Origin of the sequence: Streptomyces sp. SLBN-31, from assembly GCF_006715395.1 — a bacterium.
Classification (GTDB): Bacteria; Actinomycetota; Actinomycetes; order Streptomycetales; family Streptomycetaceae; genus Streptomyces.
Genome location: NZ_VFNC01000001.1, coordinates 78,670 through 97,727, shown reverse-complemented (window position 1 = coordinate 97,727; position 19,058 = coordinate 78,670). Strand labels below are relative to the sequence as shown.

Below are 19,058 nucleotides of genomic sequence, written 5' to 3'. Positions count from 1 at the left end.
GCTCACGCCAGGCGGACGACCGCCCTCGACATGCCCAGCACCTTCTGGCCGGCGCTGGTCGCCGTGAGGTCCACGCGGACGGTGTTGTCGTCGAGCTTGGCGGCGACCTTGGCGCTGACCTCGATCACGGCGCCCTTGTCGTCGTTCGGGACGACGACCGGCTTGGTGAAGCGGACGCCGTACTCGACGACCGCGCCCGGGTCGCCGGCCCAGTCGGTGACCACCCGAATCGCCTCGGCCATGGTGAACATGCCGTGCGCGATGACGTCGGGGAGGCCCACCTCCTTGGCGAACTTCTCGTTCCAGTGGATGGGGTTGAAGTCCCCGGAGGCGCCCGCGTACTGGACGAGTGTGGCGCGAGTCACGGGAAAGGTCCGGGCGGGCAGTTCGGTGCCGACCTCGACGTCGTCGTATGCGATCTTTGCCGTCATCCCGCTCTCACGCCTCCTCTGCCGCGCGCGCGACCAGCTTCGTCCAGGCGGTCACGACGTGCTCGCCCGCCTCGTCGTGGACCTCACCGCGGATGTCCAGGATGTCGTTGCCCGCCAGGGACTTGATCGCCTCGATCGTGGAGATGACGGTGAGGCGGTCACCGGCCCGTACCGGGCGGACGTACGAGAACTTCTGGTCGCCGTGCACGACCCGGCTGTAGTCCAGGCCGAGCTGGGAGTCCTGGACGACCTGAGCCGCCGCCTTGAAGGTGATGGCGAACACAAAGGTCGGCGGGGCGACGACGTCGGGGTGACCGAGCGCCTTGGCGGCCTCCGGGTCCGTGTACGCGGGATTGGTGTCCCCCACCGCTTCCGCGAACTCACGGATCTTCTCGCGGCCCACCTCGTAGGGGGCGGTGGGCGGGTACGTCCGCCCCACGAAGGACTGGTCGAGCGCCATGGCTCGGCACCTCCTGGTGTCGATGACTTACGTTCACTGCGCGGGCAAACGACGCGAGGCCGCCCCCTTGTGGTGGGGGCGGCCTCGTGTACGAGCCTGATTTATCGCGTTTCGCGGTGCGCGGTGTGCGCGTTGCAACGCGGGCAGTGCTTCTTCATCTCAAGACGGTCCGGGTTGTTACGCCGGTTCTTCTTGGTGATGTAGTTCCGCTCCTTGCACTCCACGCAGGCCAGCGTGATCTTCGGGCGGACGTCGGTGGCAGCCACGTGAGTGCTCCTTGACGAACGGATGGGATGGTTTAACGCATAGAAGAGTAGCCGATCGAAGGACCGACCCCGCAATCGGCTACTGTCAGTAGCGGTGACCGGACTTGAACCGGTGACACAGCGATTATGAGCCGCTTGCTCTACCGACTGAGCTACACCGCTGTGATGCGATCCGTTCCCGCCTTGCGACGGGAACCTCTCGCACCAGAGCCCCAATACGGAATCGAACCGTAGACCTTCTCCTTACCATGGAGACGCTCTGCCGACTGAGCTATTGGGGCGAGCGATGAAGACATTACACGGTCCGCCGCCGTTCGCCCAAATCCGTTTCGCGGCCCCCGTCCCGGTCTCCGCGGCGGGCCGCGCGCGGCCTTCTCGCGGCCTCCCCACCAGCCACTGAGGTCGCCCCGCGCACGGATGACCACACCGGTACGACTATTGCGCTCCTCCCCGCCGAGGACGGATCACCACCCTAGGCTCGACTCACTCTGCGTGATCTTGTGTCCTCTTGTCCCAGGAGCGCGATGCCCGACAGCCAGCCGCAGCCGCCCCACTCGTCTCCCTCGGGCTCTTCGGGCTCCTCCGGGCCCGGCGCCCCCGCCGCTCTGCTGCTGTGCGGGGCGCGGCTGACCGACGGCCGGACCGTGGACGTACGGCTGGGCGGCGGGCGCATCGAGGCGGTCGGCACGGCGGGGAGCCTGGCGGTGGGCGGCACGCGCGCGTGCGGGGCACGCGTGGACCTGGGCGGGTATCTCCTCCTGTCGGCGCCGGCCGAACCGCACGCCCACGGCGACACCGCGCTGTCGGCCGACGGGGACGGCCCCGCCTCCTACGACCCCCACGACGTCCAGCGCCGCGCCACGGAGGCGGCACTGCTGCAACTCGGGCACGGGGCCACCGCGTTGCGGGCACACGTGCGCGTGGGCGACGTACAGGGGCTCGGCGCGCTGGCCGCCGTACTGCGGGCACGGCGTTCGCTGCGCGGACTGACCGAGCTGACGGCCGTGGCGATGCCCAGGGTGCTGACCGGGGTCGCCGGGGCGGACGGGCTCGCCGTACTGCGCGACGCGGTCAAGATGGGCGCCACGGTGGTGGGCGGGTGCCCGGACCTGGACCCGGATCCGACCGGATATGTGGAGGCGGTCCTGGAGATCGCCTCCGAGTACGGCTGCCCCGTCGACCTGCACACGGACGCCGACGATCCGGCCCGCCTCGCCCGCCTCGCCGCGATGGCCGGCGGGCTGCGCCCCGGCGTGACCCTCGGCCCGTGCGGGGGGCTGGACCGGATGCCCGCCGAGGCGGCCCGGCGCACCGCCGACCAGCTCGCGGCCGCCGGCGTGACCGTGGTGTGCGTGCCCCAGGGCGGCTGCTCCGGCACCGACCGGCGCGGCACGGCTCCGGTACGGCTGCTGCGCGCGGCCGGTGTGCGGGTCGCCGCGGGCAGCGGTGCGCTGCGGGACCTGTCGAACCCGGTGGGGCGCGGCGACCCGTTGGAGGCGGCCTATCTGCTCGCCTCCCGCTACGGGCTGCGCCCCGAGGAGGCCTACGACGCCGTGAGCGCGTCGGCGCGGGCGGTCCTGGGGCTGCCCGAGGTACGGGTCGAGGCGGGCTTCCCGGCCGAGTTGCTCGCGGTGCGCGGGGACGGGCTGCCGGGGGCGCTGTCACTGGCGTACAGCCGGATCGTCGTGCACCGGGGGCGGGTTGTGGCCCGGACGAGTGCGGTACGGGAGTACTGCAACTCCGCCGCCGCGGCCGAGTGGGGACTGCCTCGGCAGGGGCGTGGGGAAGTGTCGTAGGGCGGCGTGCACGGGGCGGGGGAAGTGGCGTAGGGCGGCGTGCACGGGGCGGGGGAAGTGGCGTAGAGCGGCTGTCTCCCGGGGCGGGCGAGGTGTCGTAAGGCGGCGTGGCGCGGCGTTGGGGCATGGCCCGAGTCGTGCGGCGGACGGGGCCGGCCGGGCGTACGGTCGGAAGCATGCGCATTGTCATCGCTGGTGGTCATGGTCAGATCGCGTTGCGGCTGGAACGGCTGCTCGCCGCGCGCGGGGACGACGTCGCGGGGATCATCCGCCGCGCCGAACAGGGCGACGACCTGCGGGAGGCAGGGGCCGAACCGATCGTGCTGGATCTGGAGTCGGCCTCGGTCGAGGAGGTCGCGGAGCGGCTGCGGGGCGCGGACGCGGCCGTGTTCGCGGCGGGCGCCGGCGCGGGCAGCGGGACCGCGCGCAAGGACTCGGTGGACAAGGCGGCGGCGATCCTGTTCGCGGACGCGGCGGTCCGTGCGGGCGTACGCCGATACGTCGTCGTTTCGTCGATGGGTGCCGACCCCGCGCACGAGGGCGACGAGGTGTTCGACGTGTACCTGCGGGCGAAGGGCGAGGCCGACCGGTACATCCAGAATCTGGACGCACTGGACTGGACGATCCTGCGCCCCGGAATGCTGACGAACGACGCCGGTACGGGACTCGTACGGCTGGAGGCGCGCACCGGTCGCGCCGCGATTCCCCGCGACGATGTGGCCGCCGTGCTCGCGGAGTTGGTGGATTCCGCCGCTACCGCCGGCCTGACCCTCGAACTGGTCGGCGGGTCGACGCCGGTGTCGGTCGCGGTGAAGTCGGTGGCGGGCAACTGAGGGCGGCCGCCGGGGGCGGTCCGCGCCGCTGAGGCAGAGCGGTGGTGGGCAGGCGTGCCGCTGGTCAGAAGAGGGGTAGTTGGCCCGGCATCTCGGGGACGACGTAGCCGTCCAACGCGGGTTGGGCGGCGTCGGCCTGGGCCTGGCGGCGGGAGCCGGGGCAGGACACGAGGGCGCCGTGCTCGCGGGCGCCGGGCGGGTCGTGCCGTGCGAAGCGGCCGGCGACGACGGCGATTTCGCGACGGCATTCGGGGCAGCGTCTGCGGCGGGTCGACATGGAGTCAGTTTGCCTTGGGGGTAAGGGGATCGTGCTCATCGCCGCCGGTTCGTGCCGTCGGTGGGCGTCAGCCGATGTGGGGGGAGGTGCGCGCGGGGTCCAGTGCGTGCCCGATCCGCAGGCGCATGCTCGGATGGATGTCGAGTTCGGGGAGTTCGGCCGGCGGGACCCAGCGGACGCGGGGGGTTTCGGGGCTCGTACGGAGTTGGCCCGCCGTCGGGCGCGCCCGGAAGCAGATGCTGAACTGCTGGCGGACCTCGCCGTCGTCGTAGCGCATCACGTGCCCCGGGTCGGTGTAGATCCCCGTCAGTCCGACGACCTCCACCTCGATGCCGGTCTCCTCCCGGACCTCGCGGACCACGGTGTCGCTGATGGACTCCCCCACGTCGTGGCCGCCCCCGGGCAGGGCCCAGCGGCCGTTGTCGGAGCGACGGACCATGAGGACGCGTCCCGTGTCGTCTTGGACGAGCGCCACGGCGGCGGGCACCACCGAGGTCGCCGGTGGGGCGTCGGGGTCGTGCAGGTAGTCGATGCGTCCCATGTGTTGCCTCCTGTCGCGGCCAATAGGCGTGCTGTTACGGGGTCTCGGCCAATACGCATGCTGTAACGGGGTATTCGGGATACGTCAGCGGCAACACCCCTTCGGTTACGAGGAGATACGCGCCGTGAGCGCCCTGAAGCGCCGGCTCGACAGCAGCCTGACCGCCCAGGCCGTCCTGGCCTTCCTGATGGCTCTGGCCATCACCGCCCTCTTCGCCCGCCCGGACGAGCATCCGGCCTCCTGGCTTCTGCGAAGCGCGCTCTATACGGGTATCGGCGTCGTGTTCATAGTCGTACAGCGCCGCAGGATCGGCCGTGCGACCGGTGCCGACCCGCGCAGGCTCGCCGACCTCAACCGCAAGATCCGGCACCGCGAGGTGCCCAGCGATCCCGAGGAGCGGGCGGTCATGCGCCGACTGGTCGCCGAGCACCTGCGACGGATGGAACGCGGAGGCAGGTGGCTGCCGTACTCGCTGGGCCTGATGGGGCTCCTCGCGGTCGGACTGCTCGTGGTCGGTGCCGTAACCGGCTCGCTCTCCCTCCCCGTGTTCACCGTCCTCCTGATCGGCATCTGCTGCTGGACCCTCTGGATGCGCCGCCGCACCTTGGACCGCTGCCGCCATATGCAGTCGGCCCTGCGGGAGCAGGACGAACGGGTCTCGTGAACCGCCGCCCGGTGGTCTGAGCCGAACACGAAGAAACCCCCTCCGCGCTGCGTTTCCGCAGTTCGGAGGGGGCCTCTCTCAGCGTGGCGGCGCCAGGATTCGAACCTGGGAAGGCTGAGCCGGCAGATTTACAGTCCCCTCAAGATCCCTCAGCTATAGCCATTCTGACCTGGCACTTTGCATAGCCTCCAAGGCGGACAGCCGAATCTCGTCCACGTCTCGTCCTGATCTTGAAGTTCCCGGCCGCTTCACTTGGATCTGCCCCCTGGAGTCCCCGAGACGATCGAGTCATGCGACGGCCGCAGTGGGCGGCCGTGCCGACCGCGGAAAGCCCATGCGCTGCTACTCAGACGCGAAGCTGAGTGCCGCTCCGAAAGGGCCGGACATAGCCATGGAACGCTGCCCGGCCATCGAGATCCCCGGCTCCACTGAGAGCCGCAGATCATCAGCGCAGGGCCGGTGCGGACCGCCCGGGCACCGTAAGATCGCAGCACACGGGTCATCACAGTTCCAGGGGGCAGAATTGGAACCTACGGCCATCGGCGCGCGGCTGGCTTCGGCCGCCATCGGCCCGCTCATCAAAAAGCTCTTCGTCAACGAGGGCCCCGGGGCGGGACTGGTCGCCAAGCCCGTCCGCATTTCGGCGTACGTGTCCTTCAGGGGCGAGAAGCGTACCCTCACCGAGGCCGATGTCGGCCGTCTGGCCGACCGGCTCGTCCGAAAGGCCCTGCAGGCCGGCGAACGGCCCGTCGCGGCTGACGAACGGCAGGCCGTTACCGACGCCCTCGCCGTTACACTGCGCGCCCTCGGCGACATCACGCTCACCGACCTCGAAGCGGTCCGCCTCGGTCACCGGGAGTTCGCCCGTTCCCTGCGGCGTGCGAGCGGCTCCCCCGAACGCCATCTGTCGGCCGACGGCACGTACTTCTACGAGAGTCTGCTTGACACGGCCTGCCTGCACATCCTGCACTTCTTCACGCAACGCTCAACGTTCGTCGCCCACGCTCTGGTCGAGCAGGCCCACAGCCTCGGCGAACTCGTTGTCAAGATTGACGAACTGATCCGCCGCAACCCGCTCCCCGGCGGTGAGGACGCCGCCTTCGAGCAGCGGTATCTCGCCCACGTGGCGAAGAAGCACGGCAAGCTGACCATCTACGGCATCGACCTCAACAACTCGCCACGGCGGTGGCCGCTAGACGTGGCCTATCTCAGCCTCCAGGCGTCACCGTCGTGGAACCACCAGCTGATCCTCGATCAGCTCCTCGCCGACACGGCCGCGACCTCCGAGGACCGTGTAGCCATCCTGCTGCGTACGTCGTCCGTCCGGTCCGCGACGGACGACGGGGGAAGGAACGCGCTGGTGACCTCCGCCTCGGAGGAGCTGTGGTCATTGCGGGAGAAGACGAGAAACCGCCAGGCGCACGAGCTAGTCGGCCGCAGTTGGGAGAGCAGCCCTCTCCTTCCGACGCTCCTCCGTGGACTGAATAGCCAGCCCTCGGGCCTGTTCACGCCTCAGCCCGCAGACCGCGCCCTCGCCACCAGCCACCGTGTGCTGCTGCGCGGCGAGGCCGGGTCGGGCAAGACGACGCTGGTCCAGTGGCTCGCGGTCACTGCCGCCCGCCAGGAGCTACCCGACGGCGCTGACTACTTGTACGACCGCGTCCCCTTCGTCCTCCCTCTGCGTACCTTGACACGCAACGGCAGGGATCTCCCCTCCCCCAAGCGGTTCCTGGCCGCCACCAGCTGCCCCCTCGACGGCTCCCAGCCCGACGGCTGGGAGCACAGGGTGCTGCTCGCCGGGCGCGGTCTCCTCCTCGTCGACGGCGTCGACGAGATACCGGCCCGCGAGCGCGAGCGGGCCCGGAGGTGGCTGCGGGACCTCGTCGACACCTACGACGGTGACAACCGCTGGCTGATCACATCCCGTCCTGCGGCCGTGGACCGGGATTGGCTCGCCGAAGAGGATTTCACCGAGCTGAGTCTTGCCGCGATGGACTCCGCCAGCATCGCCACGTTCATCCGGCGATGGCACCGCGCGGCGCGCGTCGGCGGCGAGGACGACACCGACCTGGAGAGGTACGAGGCGCAGCTGCTCACCGCTGTCCGCACTGAACCGGGGCTGGCCCGGCTGGCCACCAATCCTCTGATGTGCGGACTGACCTGTGCTCTACATCGTGACCGCCGGGGTTACCTCCCCCACGGCCGCAAGGACCTCTACGAGGCCGCGCTCTCGATGCTTCTCAGCCGCCGCGACCGGGAGCGGGACATGGAGGGTCCAGAACTGGCCGACGACCCCCAGCTCGACGTCCTCCAGCGGCTCGCGTACTGGCTGATCAAAAACGGCCGCACAGAGATGGACCGGGCGCGTGCCGAGTCCATCATCGACCGGGCCCTTCCCGCGGTGCCCGAAGTGGCCGCGCTGGGTGACGCGTCAGCCGTGTTCGATCACTTCCTGCAGCGCAGCGGCCTGCTCCGCGAGCCTTCTCTCGACTCCGTGGACTTCATCCACCGCACCTTCCAGGATTTCCTCGGAGCCCGGGCGGCCCTCGAAGAGGGTGACTTCGGTCTACTCAGCGAGCACGCGGATGACGACCAGTGGGAGGACGTCATCCGTATGGCAGTCGCCCTCGCCCGCGCCCGTGAACGCGTGACGATCTTCGAAGAGCTGATGGCTCAGGGGGACCGGGCCGTGGAGCAGCGGGTGCAGGCCAGGTTCTACCTACTCGCCGCCGCCTGTCTGGAGCACGCCACAGCCCTCGACCCCGCCGTTCGTGAGGCCGTGGAACAGCGCACCGCAACCCTAATCCCGCCGGGAAGCGAAGCGGAGGCCCAAGCCCTCGCCGAAGTCGGCCCGCTGATCCTGCACCTCCTGCCCGGTCCCGATGAACTGACCGACGATGTGGCCGCCTTCAACGTGGTCATCGCCGCCTCACACATCAAGTCCGACGCCGCCATCGCCTTCCTCTCTCGTTTTGCCGACCACTCTTCCGTGCTGGTCCGCCTTCAGCTCCTGTGGGCCTGGTCACGCTTCGACACGGCGCGGTACGCCGAGGAGGTCGTCGCACGACTGAACATGACCCAGCTGAACTGCACGATCCAGTCGGACGAGCAGTTGCGTCAGCTGATCCGTCTCAAGGTGCGGCCGGACGACCTGGACGTCAGGACCGGGGTCTCCCTGGAAGCCCTGGCCATGTACTCCGCCGAGCAACCGTTCGCGTCTCTGTCCGTGTCCAGCGACGAGATCACCGATCTCAACTTCCTCACCGGGCAGACGCGGCTGCGTACCCTCATCATCGACGACTGCCCTCATCTGACCGATCTTTCGGCCCTAACCAGACTCCCGATCCGCTATCTAGACATCTCCGCCACCCGGTCCGACCTGGACCTGAGCCCGTTGTCCCAGCTGCCGGAACTGACGACGCTCACGCTCACCGGCCCTGCGGATCTGCGCTGGTCCCTGACGGACCTGCCGAGGTCGGCCCCACTCAACGTACTGAAGGTGGAGAGCAGCATGCGCCCCGAGGGAGGCATGCGGGGCATTGGCAACTTCCCAGAAATGAAGAGCCTCACCCTCAACAGCCCGTCGTGCCCGACCTCCGCCGAGGAATGGGCCGAGATCCGCTCCCTGTCCTGTCTCACTGAGCTCAGCACGACCGCCGTGTCCTTGGAGGCACTGCCGTCGGACGCGGTCCTCGGCAGTGTCTCTCATCTGGCGCTGTCCGGAGGAGGCGGTGACCGAGTCGTCCAGGCGGCGGTGCGACGGCTACCGTACGCCTTCCCCGGACTGGCGATCTGTCAGTTGAGCGGGGACATGACGGCGGAAGGGGACATCGACCTCACGCCGCTGGCCGGCCTGACCTCCCTGCGGGACGTCATCATCACGATCGCCCAAGACCGTGTGCGGGGCCTGGACGCCCTGGACGATTCGTTGACCGTCACCCTTCTCGCGTGAGACCGACGCCAGGCCCGGACCACATTGACATGCTGGCCTCCTGTCAAAGATGACTTAGCTGGCGGATTTACATCGAGCTCCGCCCACCGCTCTTGGCCTGCGGTTCTTCCGGCGCCTAACCCTCCCGGGGAACGCCTGGGGGAATCAGGGACTCCTATGCGTGGCCGACAGTGAGGCCGGTCAGCTTGATTTTACAGTCCCTGACCAAATGATGATCTGCCCCATAGAATCCAGAGAAGATCGCCAGAGAACGCTGCAGTAGCGCTTTAGCCCACGCCTGCTCGATATCAGGCAGCACTGCCGCCAATTCAACAGCATGGCTGGCCCAGCGAGGAACCTCTCGGCCGAAACAGATGGAAGCTATGTCAAGGGATTCCTCCAGCAAGGAAATCGCCCCGATTTGGCCCATGATCTCGCCAGCGCTTACGGCATACTGGCCAGCGTTGAACAGATGCATAGAAACCCCCGGAGAGATTCGACCATGCACATTCTCTTCAAGAGCCACCGCCTCAAGCTCAAGGTTCTTGGCCTTCGTGAACCCATGCTTGAGCACAGCAATTCTGTCAGCTGCACGACTGAGTAGGCCCGGACCAGTGCAACCGAAGTGAACATAATGGGTACTATCGTACCAATTGCCCGACGTCAGCAGCGAAACCGCCTCTTCCATGAAGGCAATCGAACTTGGTCGTGGCACCGAAGCCATATCGAGATACGCTTTTGCAAGTTCCGACACGGGAATTTTGACGTCCCCGCGATCTACCATTGATCGCGCTCGTCCAATAACTGATACGGCTGCATCCTCGTCAATCTCCGCAAGTTCACGCGCCTCTTGCGCGAGAGCATAAAATAGGAGATCCTGGGAAACCTGTGAAGATGAAGGTTGGCGGGTCGCGTACTCTTTATTGATTCGCTTAACGCGAGCAATCCGCACTCTGAGATCAGGTCTATCTCTAAACGCCTGCAAGCTATACAGCCAATCATCCCCCACCGGCAGATCTTTACCTCTGGGCACTCGCTCCAGCATTTCTACTATCTCATCAGCAGTTGGCTGGCCCCCAGCAACCTCTATCTCATAGCGCCTAAGTCCATTCACCATGTTGGCGATCGCAGTAGACGCAATTTCCTGGTCGCACTCGTCAACCCTTGTCAAGTACCCCAGAGCATCGTATGCGCTACGCAACGAAGTCAACGCATAGTAGCGGCTTATCGAAGAATCGCCAATCCCTCTTGTCCGGTTTCTCTGCTCAGCACGGTCGTATCTCGCTTCCTTGTAGGTCAAGTATTCTCGCCAGTCACGCTGTTCCCAGAGGCAGCATGAATAGATCCGGTCCAATGATTCACCATACCGAGAGCGCTCGATAAAATCCTCGGAATCGTCTTCGATGCGATCAAGGAGCGGGGTTACCATCCTGCGAGCGTCAGCAATTCTCCCAAACTTTGAGAGCGCATACCCGGCCTCCACCCGTCCCCACCACACGGAATCGTCTTCTTCTGCCAGAGCGACCGCGTCACCATATTCTGCCACCGCCTCATCAACGCAACGCAGATGTCCAACCGTGCCTGCGTGAAGTGCTTGAGCCGATGCAGTTGCCAAACGATTGTTGTCGCGTTGCAGTATCGTCAAGGACGACCCAGCGAGATTCGCAGCCTCGAGAAGATCGGCCTCGATGAAATCAAAATCGACCCACCAAAAGTATTTGCGTGCCAACGTACGTGCCAGTTCCAACTCGATTGCCGCAACAGCTTGGGAACCATTTGGATCCTTTTTCCGCTGCACGGCCAAGGCGCGGCGGATCGCGGTAGTATCTGGCCTGTTGCGCCGGCGTCCATTGTCACCCTGTTCGGCTTTGTGGACAGTGAGGAGTGCAATTACGACGTCATCGTCCGAGAATCCAGAATTTCGTTCTACGATCTGGAGTGCCGCTCGCGCAGCCCACACAGAATTGCCGCGCATGGCTACGCCGCTATTTGATCGATCGGCGAGACGTATGAGAGCCGCCACGGTTTCGCGGGGATGAAAAAGCTCAGCAATATCCAAGAAGTGTTGCAGATGATTGGAGGCTCTCCACGTGCGTTGTTCGCGATATCTCCAGTCACCACTTGTAATTGAATTACAGAGTGTACGCAGAGCCAGTTTCGACAGATCTTCCAGATCACCCTCGCAGGTCTGCCGCACAATCTCCTGTACGAGTCTGTGGTTAGCGTACGCTCTCGACTCGCCTTCAATCTCAGTTACCAGGGAAAAACGTCTGAGTGCTGCGAGAGCGGCACCACGGTCAAACGGATCGGAGAGAGGATCATCTGCCGGGATGCTCTGCAATAGCCAGTCTTCAACTCTATCGGGATCCAGTAACGCAAACAGCACTAGAAGCCGTTGAGCACTTCCGGCAGCGGCAGCGGCAGCATCGCGCGCCATAACGACGACATCGAGTACAGGACGATCGTAGCCAGGAAGAGATGCCTTGGCTCTGACCGCATCAAGGAATCGCGACCCCAGTATCTCTTCATATTCGGTCAAGGAGATCCCTGCGCGAATCTGTGCTGCTGCTTGCGCTAGAGCCAAGGGGAGACGGCCGAATTTATTTGCAATTCTTCGGGCAACGTCTCTCTCGTTCCCGGATGCTTTAGACAGCAGTATCGCCGCCGCTTCTTCATCGAGAGGGCCGAGGTCAGTGACTGACGCCCAAGTTGGCCAATCCTGGCAACGGGTGGTGATGAGGACGGCTCCGGAACCACGAGTGGGCAGCATGCCGTGGAGGGATGCCGGCGACTCAGCGTTGTCGTATATCAGCATCCAATTGACTGACGACTCAAGGGTGGAAAGCTCCGACAAGACATCCGCGCTTGTCGAATCTTCCCGAAGGCCCAGTGCCTTTCCCAGTGCACGAAGAGAGGCATCAATCGTCAAGCGCTGCTGTGCCTCTACCCACCAGATGATGTGGAACCTGTTCACGACAGAATGGGCCACGTGGGCAGCCAACTGGGTTTTGCCAATCCCACCGAGGCCAGACACAGTCTGGGTGACTACAGTTCGAGCCCCGGGGACGAGGGAAGCCGCGAGCTTGGCCAATTCTTCGTCGCGGCCGACAAAGTCCGGATCCACGGGAAAAGGAACCCTCCAGATTTTGCGCTGAATGACACCTTTACGCGGGAGACCAACTTCGACTCGCCGCAACTCATCTATAGAACCTATTCCCAATACGGACGCGATGGAGTTTTGCCGCTCGCCAATTCTGTCCCGAACGGCTACGAGCCGTTCGATCGGCATGATCCGGACCGCTGATCGGCCCTGGCGCGGATGATGCTCAATGACCACTCCGAGGGCGATGCCATCGTGAAACACCAGCGCACCTGACAGTCCGCCCCAGGGCGATCCGTGTCCTTCGGGTACAGCATCGGGGACACTGACGTCGCTGAGCAGCGGATCCCTCATCACTAGGAGACCCGATTCGACGTCCTCGGTTACCCGGATCGTGCCGTGCATCTCCGCCGCGTTCCGCTGCTGATCCTGCGGATCCATTTGCCACAGGGGGAACCCCACGGCTGCGCAATTATGCAACTCACCAGCGTAAGCACGGCTTACTACCCCGAACGTGGGAGGTTCCGTCGCTTTATCTGTCACCCACTCGGCACTTTCGGAAATATTAAGGACAGCCACATCCATTTCTGTAGCGATTCGTGTAGCTGTTACTCGTGCGCCATCAGTTCGGCGGATCACACTGATTGATCGGGGTTCCCGGCCAGTCTTCTTGTCCAACGTGCAGTGCAGCGCGGTCAGCACGTGGTGGCCCGTGATCATGTAGCCGGAACCGACCTGCACCAGCCCTGTATCGAGATCGCAGACGACAGCCACTACCTGATGAGACGGGATGCCACTCCAAGCCTTAGTCGCCATCTACACCACCTAGCCGATACGAAGGAAAGGGTGCACATATATATTATACGGCTATTCGGCGCCTGGTCCCACTCGAGGTTTCTCTGTTCCTTGATCTGCAATCGCGAAGTCGCCGATGTATGAGCCGTCCTTTGCCTGCCAGAGTGGCTCTAACCGCAGCGTCAGTGTCTGTGTCGTCGCCGAGCTATACTTCCCGCCCAAGCCAAGCACATGCCAGCCGATATTTCCGTTGGCTTCCTTGGAGATCGCTACCTGCATCGACAGCTCAATTGGCGCTAGCCGAAATCGCATCGGGGCTCTATCGCCCTCCTGCATTGCGTTCAATAGTTCCCGCCGCAGAGCGGCGACTGCGTCCGCCAAACCCACGCTAGTTTCCTTCATGCTCACTCCTCTAGCAGATGCTTCGGTCCGCCACGTCAAGTTCCGAGAAACGTGCACCCGGATGCCTTACTGGCTCACCGCCAGACTCGTGCTGCTCGCGGTGCAGCGCGAGCAGCGCCCATGCAGCCGCCTCTCCGTCCGACTGGGAGATCTGGGGCGGCGCTTGGAGGCACTGACCGCCATCGAGGAGCCGTCGCCATCCGCCGGAGGCTGGCCGCGGCTCGTCCCGAGACACCTCAGGCGGCCCCGAAGCAGTCCCCGCGAGGTCTGTCCTGGCTGCAGACGGCCATCAGTGGGTATCCCAATCCCGGCACAACCAGCCGTGTTCTCCGAGCTGCTCGGCCACTGCCCAATCGCCCGGCGTAAATCAACATGCGCCCGGTGGACCTGCACCAGACGGCCCGGGTTTGTTAGCCGCGATCAGTGACGCCCCCACTCTCAGCAAGACGTTCTGTCGAAGTGCATCGGCAGACTTACTGAGGACCGCTCCCAGCCTGCCTCACCTGGCAAGAAGAGCAACGCCGCGTTCCTGGGGGGGCACCCGGGGGATCATGCACCACGCGGCCCTCCAACCCGTTCTGTCGGCCGACACGATTCGCCAGCTTTCGCCACCCCCGCAGGGCTCTGACCAGGCACTGAAGGTGAACGCCACCCTTCGCGCCATGCCTTCACTACGGGTCTTCGCCACGGTTTTGGATCATGAAGCTGGTTCCGATGCTTGAAGGTATTGGTGACTTGCGGTTTCCTCGTCATGGAGCCGAAAGGCACCTACGACGCATGGATGCCTGGCTCCGGGCAGCTCCCCGGAGCCAGGCTCACATGCGGGTTACGGGCGGGTCCGGCCGACTATGCACCGGTCGGGCTCGCCTGCCGCCCAACCAACCGTCCGGAACGCCTCTGATGCCTCACACAAAGTGCTCGATGCACCCCGCGATGGCAGTGACCGCAGTCAGGAACAAGGCCACCAGCTGGACCCAGTCCGGTAACTGACTGCGCCTGCGGCACCGTGCTCGCCGTGTCGATCGCTCCATCTGATTCGATCTCCCATCTCTCAGTGATCCCAACAGAGTTGGGCCCGCCTGCGTTCAGGCGGGCGCTCGAGGAGACAGGCATCGAACCCACAAGAAGTTAACTGGCGCGCCAGTGGCGCAAGTGCTGGTTCAAGGGTGGCGAATGCTGGCGAACTCCCCCACACCAACTGACCCCAGCGCATGGCAGCGCCACCTCCGCTGTCAGTGCCCTGCTCTACGGTGTCGCCCATGGCACCTTCGGAGATCACTCGTGCAGGCATCCTGCAGGCGATTGCGGAGCACGACCGGCTCGGCCCGGAAGCGTTTAGGGCAACGTACGGCTTCCACGCCGCGGCGGCGTATTTCCTGGAACACGAAGGCAACCTGTACGACTCGAAGGCCATAGCCGGAGTCGCCCACCTGTATGACTTCGGCGTAGCGCTCAAGCCCTCCTCTCCGGGGCTCAGCGGGGGTCTCAAGCATGCAGTGGCGTGGCTCCGTAGGGAGGGCTTCACCGTGGTGGCGCCCCCGAAGACCTTTCACAGGCGCGTGGGAGACGTCCGGCCGGCTCGACGTGCGACGGGGCCCGCTCTGCACCGTCCCGTTCTGCTGCTCTGGGCTATCGGCCAGGCTCTGGCCGGCGCACCCCGCATGCAGCCATGGGCAGCCACACGTGATGCTGTGGCACCTCTGCTGGTGAAGTACGGCCAGGTGGAAGACGGCGTGGACGGGGCCCGTTACCCGTTCTGGGCCCTTGTTCGCGATGAGCTGTGGACCATCGAGCAGGGGCAGGACCTCAACCTGACCAGCCGTGGGCGGCGCCCGACACTGGAGTCTTTGAATGAGGTCAATCCCCTTGGCGGTCTGCGCGAGGATGACTACAACCTGCTCCGCTCGCACCCGGATGCCGCTGCATCCGCGGCTGCCGGACTGATCCTGCGCTACTTCCATCCCCTTCCAGCGGGCTTGCTCGAAGACTTCGGCCTCCACGAGCTGCTCGCCGGCAGGTGGCCGGATGCTCTGCGCCCGGTGCTTGGGGAAACGTTCAAGGATCGGGACACCATTTGGCGGGCCTATGGCGGTCAGAAGATGGCAGGGATCGGCTGCCTCGCCGATGGCATCCTGAGCGTCTTCTCGGACGACAAGGGGCCTTACGCCGATGGGCGCATCCCGGACACCAACTGGATCGCCTACGTGGGCGACGGTCTGTCTGGCGACCAAAAGCTCACTGACGGCAACGAGCTCATGGCCGAACATCAGACGGCCGGCCGCCCGCTGCGCTACTGGCACAAGCCGTTCCAAGGACAGTTCGGCTTCGAAACCTGGGCCGTGATCGTGCAACGCCGACTGCGGTGGGGCGTTGGAGAAGACAAGCTGCCCCGCCGCGAGTTCCTCTGGGTGCTGGCGCCTGTTCCCTCCCCAGAGCGGGAGACCTGGCCTGCCGAAGTGCTCGAAGCGCTGGACGCCGATACAGGGGAGCTCCACGACGACACCGGCGACTACCGTCCCAGCGACCTCGACCTCGAAGCCCCCACCACCGGGGAGAGCGACCAGGATGCCTATCGGCGCCTGGCGCAGAAGGCCGAGGCGAACGCCGAGCGGCGCCGCGGGATGAAGAAACCGACACTGGCCGACAAGTACGTCCGCGACCCCAGCGCGCGAGCTGCCGTCATCAAGCGCTGCCGCGGCAGGTGCGAAAGCCCTGAATGTGCAGGCCACCCCACCGAGCTGACCACAGCCGGCCTGCCAATCTTGCAGGTCGACCACGTCAAAGACCTCGCCAAACAGGGACCCGATGTCCCTTGGAACATGATCGCCTTGTGTCCCAACTGCCACGCCCTCAAGACGTACGGCGAAAACAAGGAGAGGCTCCGGCGTCTGCTCGCTGCTACGGCACGACGCCTTCATGAAGCGATGCTCGATTGATTTGCGCGTGCCGGCGTCTCCTCGTGGCGTAAGCGCCGGCACGTCACAGGAACAGCCCTAAGAAAGCGGAACGCGGATCGGCGATGCAGCCGCTGCTCGCTTAGCGAGGCTTGACCTTATCGATGACGCGATTAAACAGACCTTGCCACAACCTATCCAGCCGCTCTGGACGCTTGGGCGCTAGCCTCAACTCCACAAGAATGTAATCGCGCAACGAAGCCCGCCAGAGGCCCGATTTCCCCTTCCTTTCTAGAAGATCCACAAATGATGGGCCTCCCTGCTCTTGAACACCCTCCACGATTTCTAGCTCTGCAATATCGACAACCTGAACAGGAGCCACCCCTGGACCCTGAAGAAGGTTTTCACGACGCAACATTTCTTCAATCATGGAGCTAGTTATCGGGTTGACAGGAAACCCCTCGCTAGCAACAACCACCGGATAGAAAATTCGCGCCTCACCAGGCAGCCCAGTTAGAGGTTTTTCGTCATCCCTTATAGCATCGATCGTTGACTGAATCTGCGCAGCCTTGGCCTTAACCAGGGCATCCAGGTCCTTCTTCACAGTGTCCCCAGATACACCTGCCACAGATTCCCGCATCAATTGGCGAGTTGAGATGTCGACGATCACCCAGCGGTCCCCGTAATCGATCGCGGCGTCGACCACTTTCCGTTTCGCTCCGTACGCCCGACGCAGGTCACCTTCATAGAAGATGGACTTACGCAGACGCGGGGCTATCGAATCGAGGATCTCTAGCGCATAGATCTCACTCACTCGTCCGGCGTAATCTCGCAGTTGCCCAGCTCTCTTCTTGTCGCCCTTCAACTCATCAAGAACGTCGAAGTAAGGAAGCCACCCGAAAGACCTGCGCATAAGTAGCCGCGGATCCAGGACGAGGATTCCTCCATCTACAGCAAGGATGGGGAATCTTTCGAACGGGGCGATGGACCACTCCAAACCGCCTTCCAACTCTGTCATGTCGTTAGCGATGTAATAGCGCAACCCATCCACAGTGGTTGCCAGTTTCTTCAGCACCTCCACTGTCCGCTCCAGCGGCAGGCCACAGGACTGGAAGTAGGACGCTGGAATAAAGGTCTTGTGATGCAGTGAAACATGGGACCAGGCAGCCAAGACCACGGACTCCAACTCATCCAGGTCGATCCCCACTTCTGCCCGATACAAGTCCTCAAATGACCCTAGACTCTCATGGGGATTACATCTGGGAATCTCTCTCCAGCGGCGCGAGAAGCTAGCCATCAGGGAAGCAGCATCGAGCGGACGATTTAGATGCTGATTGCTGATCATATGACGAGCCAGGACACCCGGGGTTCCATCGGCGTTCACTGCCACGTTCTCACCATCCGGAATTTCACCAATTTGATCTAGGTGATCACCGAGAGTCAAAGGCATCCAGCCGAGCACACCGACATCCACAACGTCCTGGGTCTCTGCAGAACAGTAGATGATGGCAATCTTAGCCAGCGCATGCAGCAACTGCGGAACAACAAGCGCACGGCTCTCGCCCACAAGAGAGATCGCCTTTATGCGCACCGGCCCCTGAAAGTGCAACTCGGCATATTCGCGATCCAGCTTTGCATGATCGACCCTAGGGTCGTAATATCGCGCAAGCCAATGCGAAGTAAAGCCGAGCACTTGAAAAACGCTGATCCTTTTCAAGGTTTCGATTACAGCTGAAAGTTCAGACTTCCCCCCTACCAATTCTTCGTACGTTACATACGTCTTAATCAGGTCGATCGGAGCTATCGGCGCGCCAAATCTCTCGGGAACAAGTATTCCGGAGGAGCGTTGGACGTAAGAGGTCGACAGCATCCTCACAGCGGTGCCGGAGACGAAAGTCTTTCCGTTTTCGATCTCCACCAAGTAGGGGGACTCTGAGTCTCCCGCCGAATCACCGCATAGGAGTCGGCGAAGCCGGTCAACCTGGACTGCCACATGTCGATCGCTCATACCGGATCCTGTCTCACGCCTGTGAAACAAGAGTAGATCGCCAACTCTCAAGATCGCTTGCCATTTCAAATCCACGAGTACAGCGAAGGATCTGCGTGCGTAGAGGGTCGAGCGCCCCGTGCGGTGGAGGGTTGTTGGGGCCATCAAACTTCCGTGACGCCATGGGAAGCTTGGAACCGGCGAACAGAGAGGAGAGCGATGTCGCAGCAATCCAGTCCTCGGGGGACCTTCCTCAAGGTGGCAGACGCGGTGAAGGCCCGGATCGCGACCGACCCAGACATGACAGAGCTCCCGTCCCTGGCTGAGGTCATGCGTGATCACGAGGTATCGCGGGGGGTCGCCCTCCGCGCGTTTGGCGTGCTGCGGCAGGAAGGCGTGGCCGAACCAGTGCCCGGCGAGCGGTGGCGCGTCGTACGCGCGGGAGCGCGCGTCGACCGGCGCCCGCTCCATGAGCGAATTGCCGACATCATCACGGCTGAGGCGCTTGAAGTAGGGGAAGCCTTCCCCAGCGCTTCTACGCTGGCCGATCGGTTTGGGGTCTCGCGTCCGACAGTGACCAAAGCACTGGAGAAGTTGGAGGCCGCCGGTGTGCTGGCGGGAGGCGGACAGGGCAGGGCGCGGACGGTCCGCGCCGTGCCGATGCGAGAGGAGCGTTCGTAG

At 64.3% G+C, this 19,058-nt stretch carries 14 protein-coding genes and 2 tRNA genes; 6 read left to right on the top strand and 10 right to left on the bottom strand.

Going from position 1 to position 19,058, the window contains the following annotated elements:
- Positions 1 to 2: 2 nt before the first annotated feature.
- From FBY22_RS00465 to FBY22_RS00445, 5 genes are all read right to left on the bottom strand, one after another.
- Entirely contained in the window at positions 3 to 431 is a 429-nt protein-coding gene (locus FBY22_RS00465; RefSeq protein ID WP_142141924.1) for a MaoC family dehydratase, read from the bottom strand.
- Between the two features lie 7 nt (positions 432 to 438).
- Entirely contained in the window at positions 439 to 891 is a 453-nt protein-coding gene (locus FBY22_RS00460; protein ID WP_142141923.1) for a MaoC family dehydratase N-terminal domain-containing protein, read from the bottom strand.
- Positions 892 to 992: 101 nt separating this feature from the next.
- On the bottom strand, positions 993 to 1,157 hold the full coding sequence (rpmG, locus tag FBY22_RS00455; protein WP_003948671.1) for a 50S ribosomal protein L33: 165 nt from the start codon (positions 1,155 to 1,157) through the stop codon (positions 993 to 995).
- A gap of 89 nt (positions 1,158 to 1,246) precedes the next feature.
- Positions 1,247 to 1,319, bottom strand: a tRNA-Met gene (locus FBY22_RS00450).
- A 46-nt stretch (positions 1,320 to 1,365) separates the two neighbouring features.
- Positions 1,366 to 1,438 (bottom strand) — tRNA-Thr (locus FBY22_RS00445).
- Positions 1,439 to 1,681: 243 nt separating this feature from the next.
- Here FBY22_RS00445 and FBY22_RS00440 point away from each other — a divergent pair.
- Positions 1,682 to 2,953, top strand: coding sequence for an amidohydrolase family protein (locus tag FBY22_RS00440; protein ID WP_142141922.1), 1,272 nt, complete (start codon positions 1,682 to 1,684; stop codon positions 2,951 to 2,953).
- A gap of 176 nt (positions 2,954 to 3,129) precedes the next feature.
- Positions 3,130 to 3,786 (top strand): NAD(P)H-binding protein, encoded by a 657-nt coding sequence (locus FBY22_RS00435; protein WP_142141921.1) that lies wholly within the window; start codon positions 3,130 to 3,132, stop codon positions 3,784 to 3,786.
- Between the two features lie 64 nt (positions 3,787 to 3,850).
- Here FBY22_RS00435 and FBY22_RS00430 read toward each other — a convergent pair whose 3' ends face one another.
- Together FBY22_RS00430 and FBY22_RS00425 are read right to left on the bottom strand one after the other, a co-directional pair.
- Positions 3,851 to 4,063: a hypothetical protein gene (locus FBY22_RS00430; RefSeq protein WP_142141920.1), complete on the bottom strand. Its 213-nt coding sequence runs from the start codon at positions 4,061 to 4,063 to the stop codon at positions 3,851 to 3,853.
- A 67-nt stretch (positions 4,064 to 4,130) separates the two neighbouring features.
- Complete coding sequence (locus FBY22_RS00425; protein ID WP_142141919.1) at positions 4,131 to 4,604, bottom strand: NUDIX hydrolase; 474 nt, start codon at positions 4,602 to 4,604, stop codon at positions 4,131 to 4,133.
- Between the two features lie 124 nt (positions 4,605 to 4,728).
- On the opposite strand from FBY22_RS00425, the gene FBY22_RS00420 reads away from it, so the two are divergent.
- Positions 4,729 to 5,268 (top strand): hypothetical protein, encoded by a 540-nt coding sequence (locus tag FBY22_RS00420; RefSeq protein WP_142141918.1) that lies wholly within the window; start codon positions 4,729 to 4,731, stop codon positions 5,266 to 5,268.
- 523 nt (positions 5,269 to 5,791) lie between these two features.
- Positions 5,792 to 9,220 carry an NACHT domain-containing NTPase gene (locus tag FBY22_RS00415; RefSeq protein WP_142141917.1) on the top strand — a complete coding sequence of 1,143 codons (3,429 nt, stop codon included), beginning with the start codon at positions 5,792 to 5,794 and terminating at the stop codon, positions 9,218 to 9,220.
- Positions 9,221 to 9,374: 154 nt separating this feature from the next.
- On the opposite strand, the gene FBY22_RS00410 is transcribed toward FBY22_RS00415, so the two are convergent.
- Both FBY22_RS00410 and FBY22_RS45860 read right to left on the bottom strand, forming a co-directional pair.
- Positions 9,375 to 13,115 (bottom strand): NB-ARC domain-containing protein, encoded by a 3,741-nt coding sequence (locus FBY22_RS00410; RefSeq protein ID WP_142141916.1) that lies wholly within the window; start codon positions 13,113 to 13,115, stop codon positions 9,375 to 9,377.
- Between the two features lie 51 nt (positions 13,116 to 13,166).
- Positions 13,167 to 13,496: a trypco2 family protein gene (locus FBY22_RS45860; RefSeq protein ID WP_222127745.1), complete on the bottom strand. Its 330-nt coding sequence runs from the start codon at positions 13,494 to 13,496 to the stop codon at positions 13,167 to 13,169.
- Positions 13,497 to 14,755: 1,259 nt separating this feature from the next.
- On the opposite strand from FBY22_RS45860, the gene FBY22_RS00405 reads away from it, so the two are divergent.
- Entirely contained in the window at positions 14,756 to 16,432 is a 1,677-nt protein-coding gene (locus FBY22_RS00405) for an HNH endonuclease signature motif containing protein (RefSeq protein WP_142141915.1), read from the top strand.
- A 100-nt stretch (positions 16,433 to 16,532) separates the two neighbouring features.
- Here the strand turns inward: FBY22_RS00405 and FBY22_RS00400 are convergent, their stop codons facing one another.
- Positions 16,533 to 18,311, bottom strand: a complete 1,779-nt coding sequence (locus FBY22_RS00400; protein WP_142141914.1) for a hypothetical protein — start codon at positions 18,309 to 18,311, stop codon at positions 16,533 to 16,535.
- Between the two features lie 285 nt (positions 18,312 to 18,596).
- Here FBY22_RS00400 and FBY22_RS00395 point away from each other — a divergent pair, with 285 nt between their 5' ends.
- Complete coding sequence (locus tag FBY22_RS00395) at positions 18,597 to 19,058, top strand: GntR family transcriptional regulator (RefSeq protein WP_142141913.1); 462 nt, start codon at positions 18,597 to 18,599, stop codon at positions 19,056 to 19,058.

What these genes read in the sequence shown, in the direction of transcription:
- FBY22_RS00465 (WP_142141924.1), bottom strand. Translation starts at nt 431, where the DNA reads ATGACGGCAAAGATCGCATACGACGACGTCGAGGTCGGCACCGAACTG.
- FBY22_RS00460 (WP_142141923.1), bottom strand. Translation starts at nt 891, where the DNA reads ATGGCGCTCGACCAGTCCTTCGTGGGGCGGACGTACCCGCCCACCGCC.
- FBY22_RS00440 (WP_142141922.1), top strand. Translation starts at nt 1,682, where the DNA reads ATGCCCGACAGCCAGCCGCAGCCGCCCCACTCGTCTCCCTCGGGCTCT.
- FBY22_RS00435 (WP_142141921.1), top strand. Translation starts at nt 3,130, where the DNA reads ATGCGCATTGTCATCGCTGGTGGTCATGGTCAGATCGCGTTGCGGCTG.
- FBY22_RS00430 (WP_142141920.1), bottom strand. Translation starts at nt 4,063, where the DNA reads ATGTCGACCCGCCGCAGACGCTGCCCCGAATGCCGTCGCGAAATCGCC.
- FBY22_RS00425 (WP_142141919.1), bottom strand. Translation starts at nt 4,604, where the DNA reads ATGGGACGCATCGACTACCTGCACGACCCCGACGCCCCACCGGCGACC.
- FBY22_RS00410 (WP_142141916.1), bottom strand. Translation starts at nt 13,115, where the DNA reads ATGGCGACTAAGGCTTGGAGTGGCATCCCGTCTCATCAGGTAGTGGCT.
- FBY22_RS45860 (WP_222127745.1), bottom strand. Translation starts at nt 13,496, where the DNA reads ATGAAGGAAACTAGCGTGGGTTTGGCGGACGCAGTCGCCGCTCTGCGG.
- FBY22_RS00405 (WP_142141915.1), top strand. Translation starts at nt 14,756, where the DNA reads ATGGCACCTTCGGAGATCACTCGTGCAGGCATCCTGCAGGCGATTGCG.
- FBY22_RS00395 (WP_142141913.1), top strand. Translation starts at nt 18,597, where the DNA reads ATGTCGCAGCAATCCAGTCCTCGGGGGACCTTCCTCAAGGTGGCAGAC.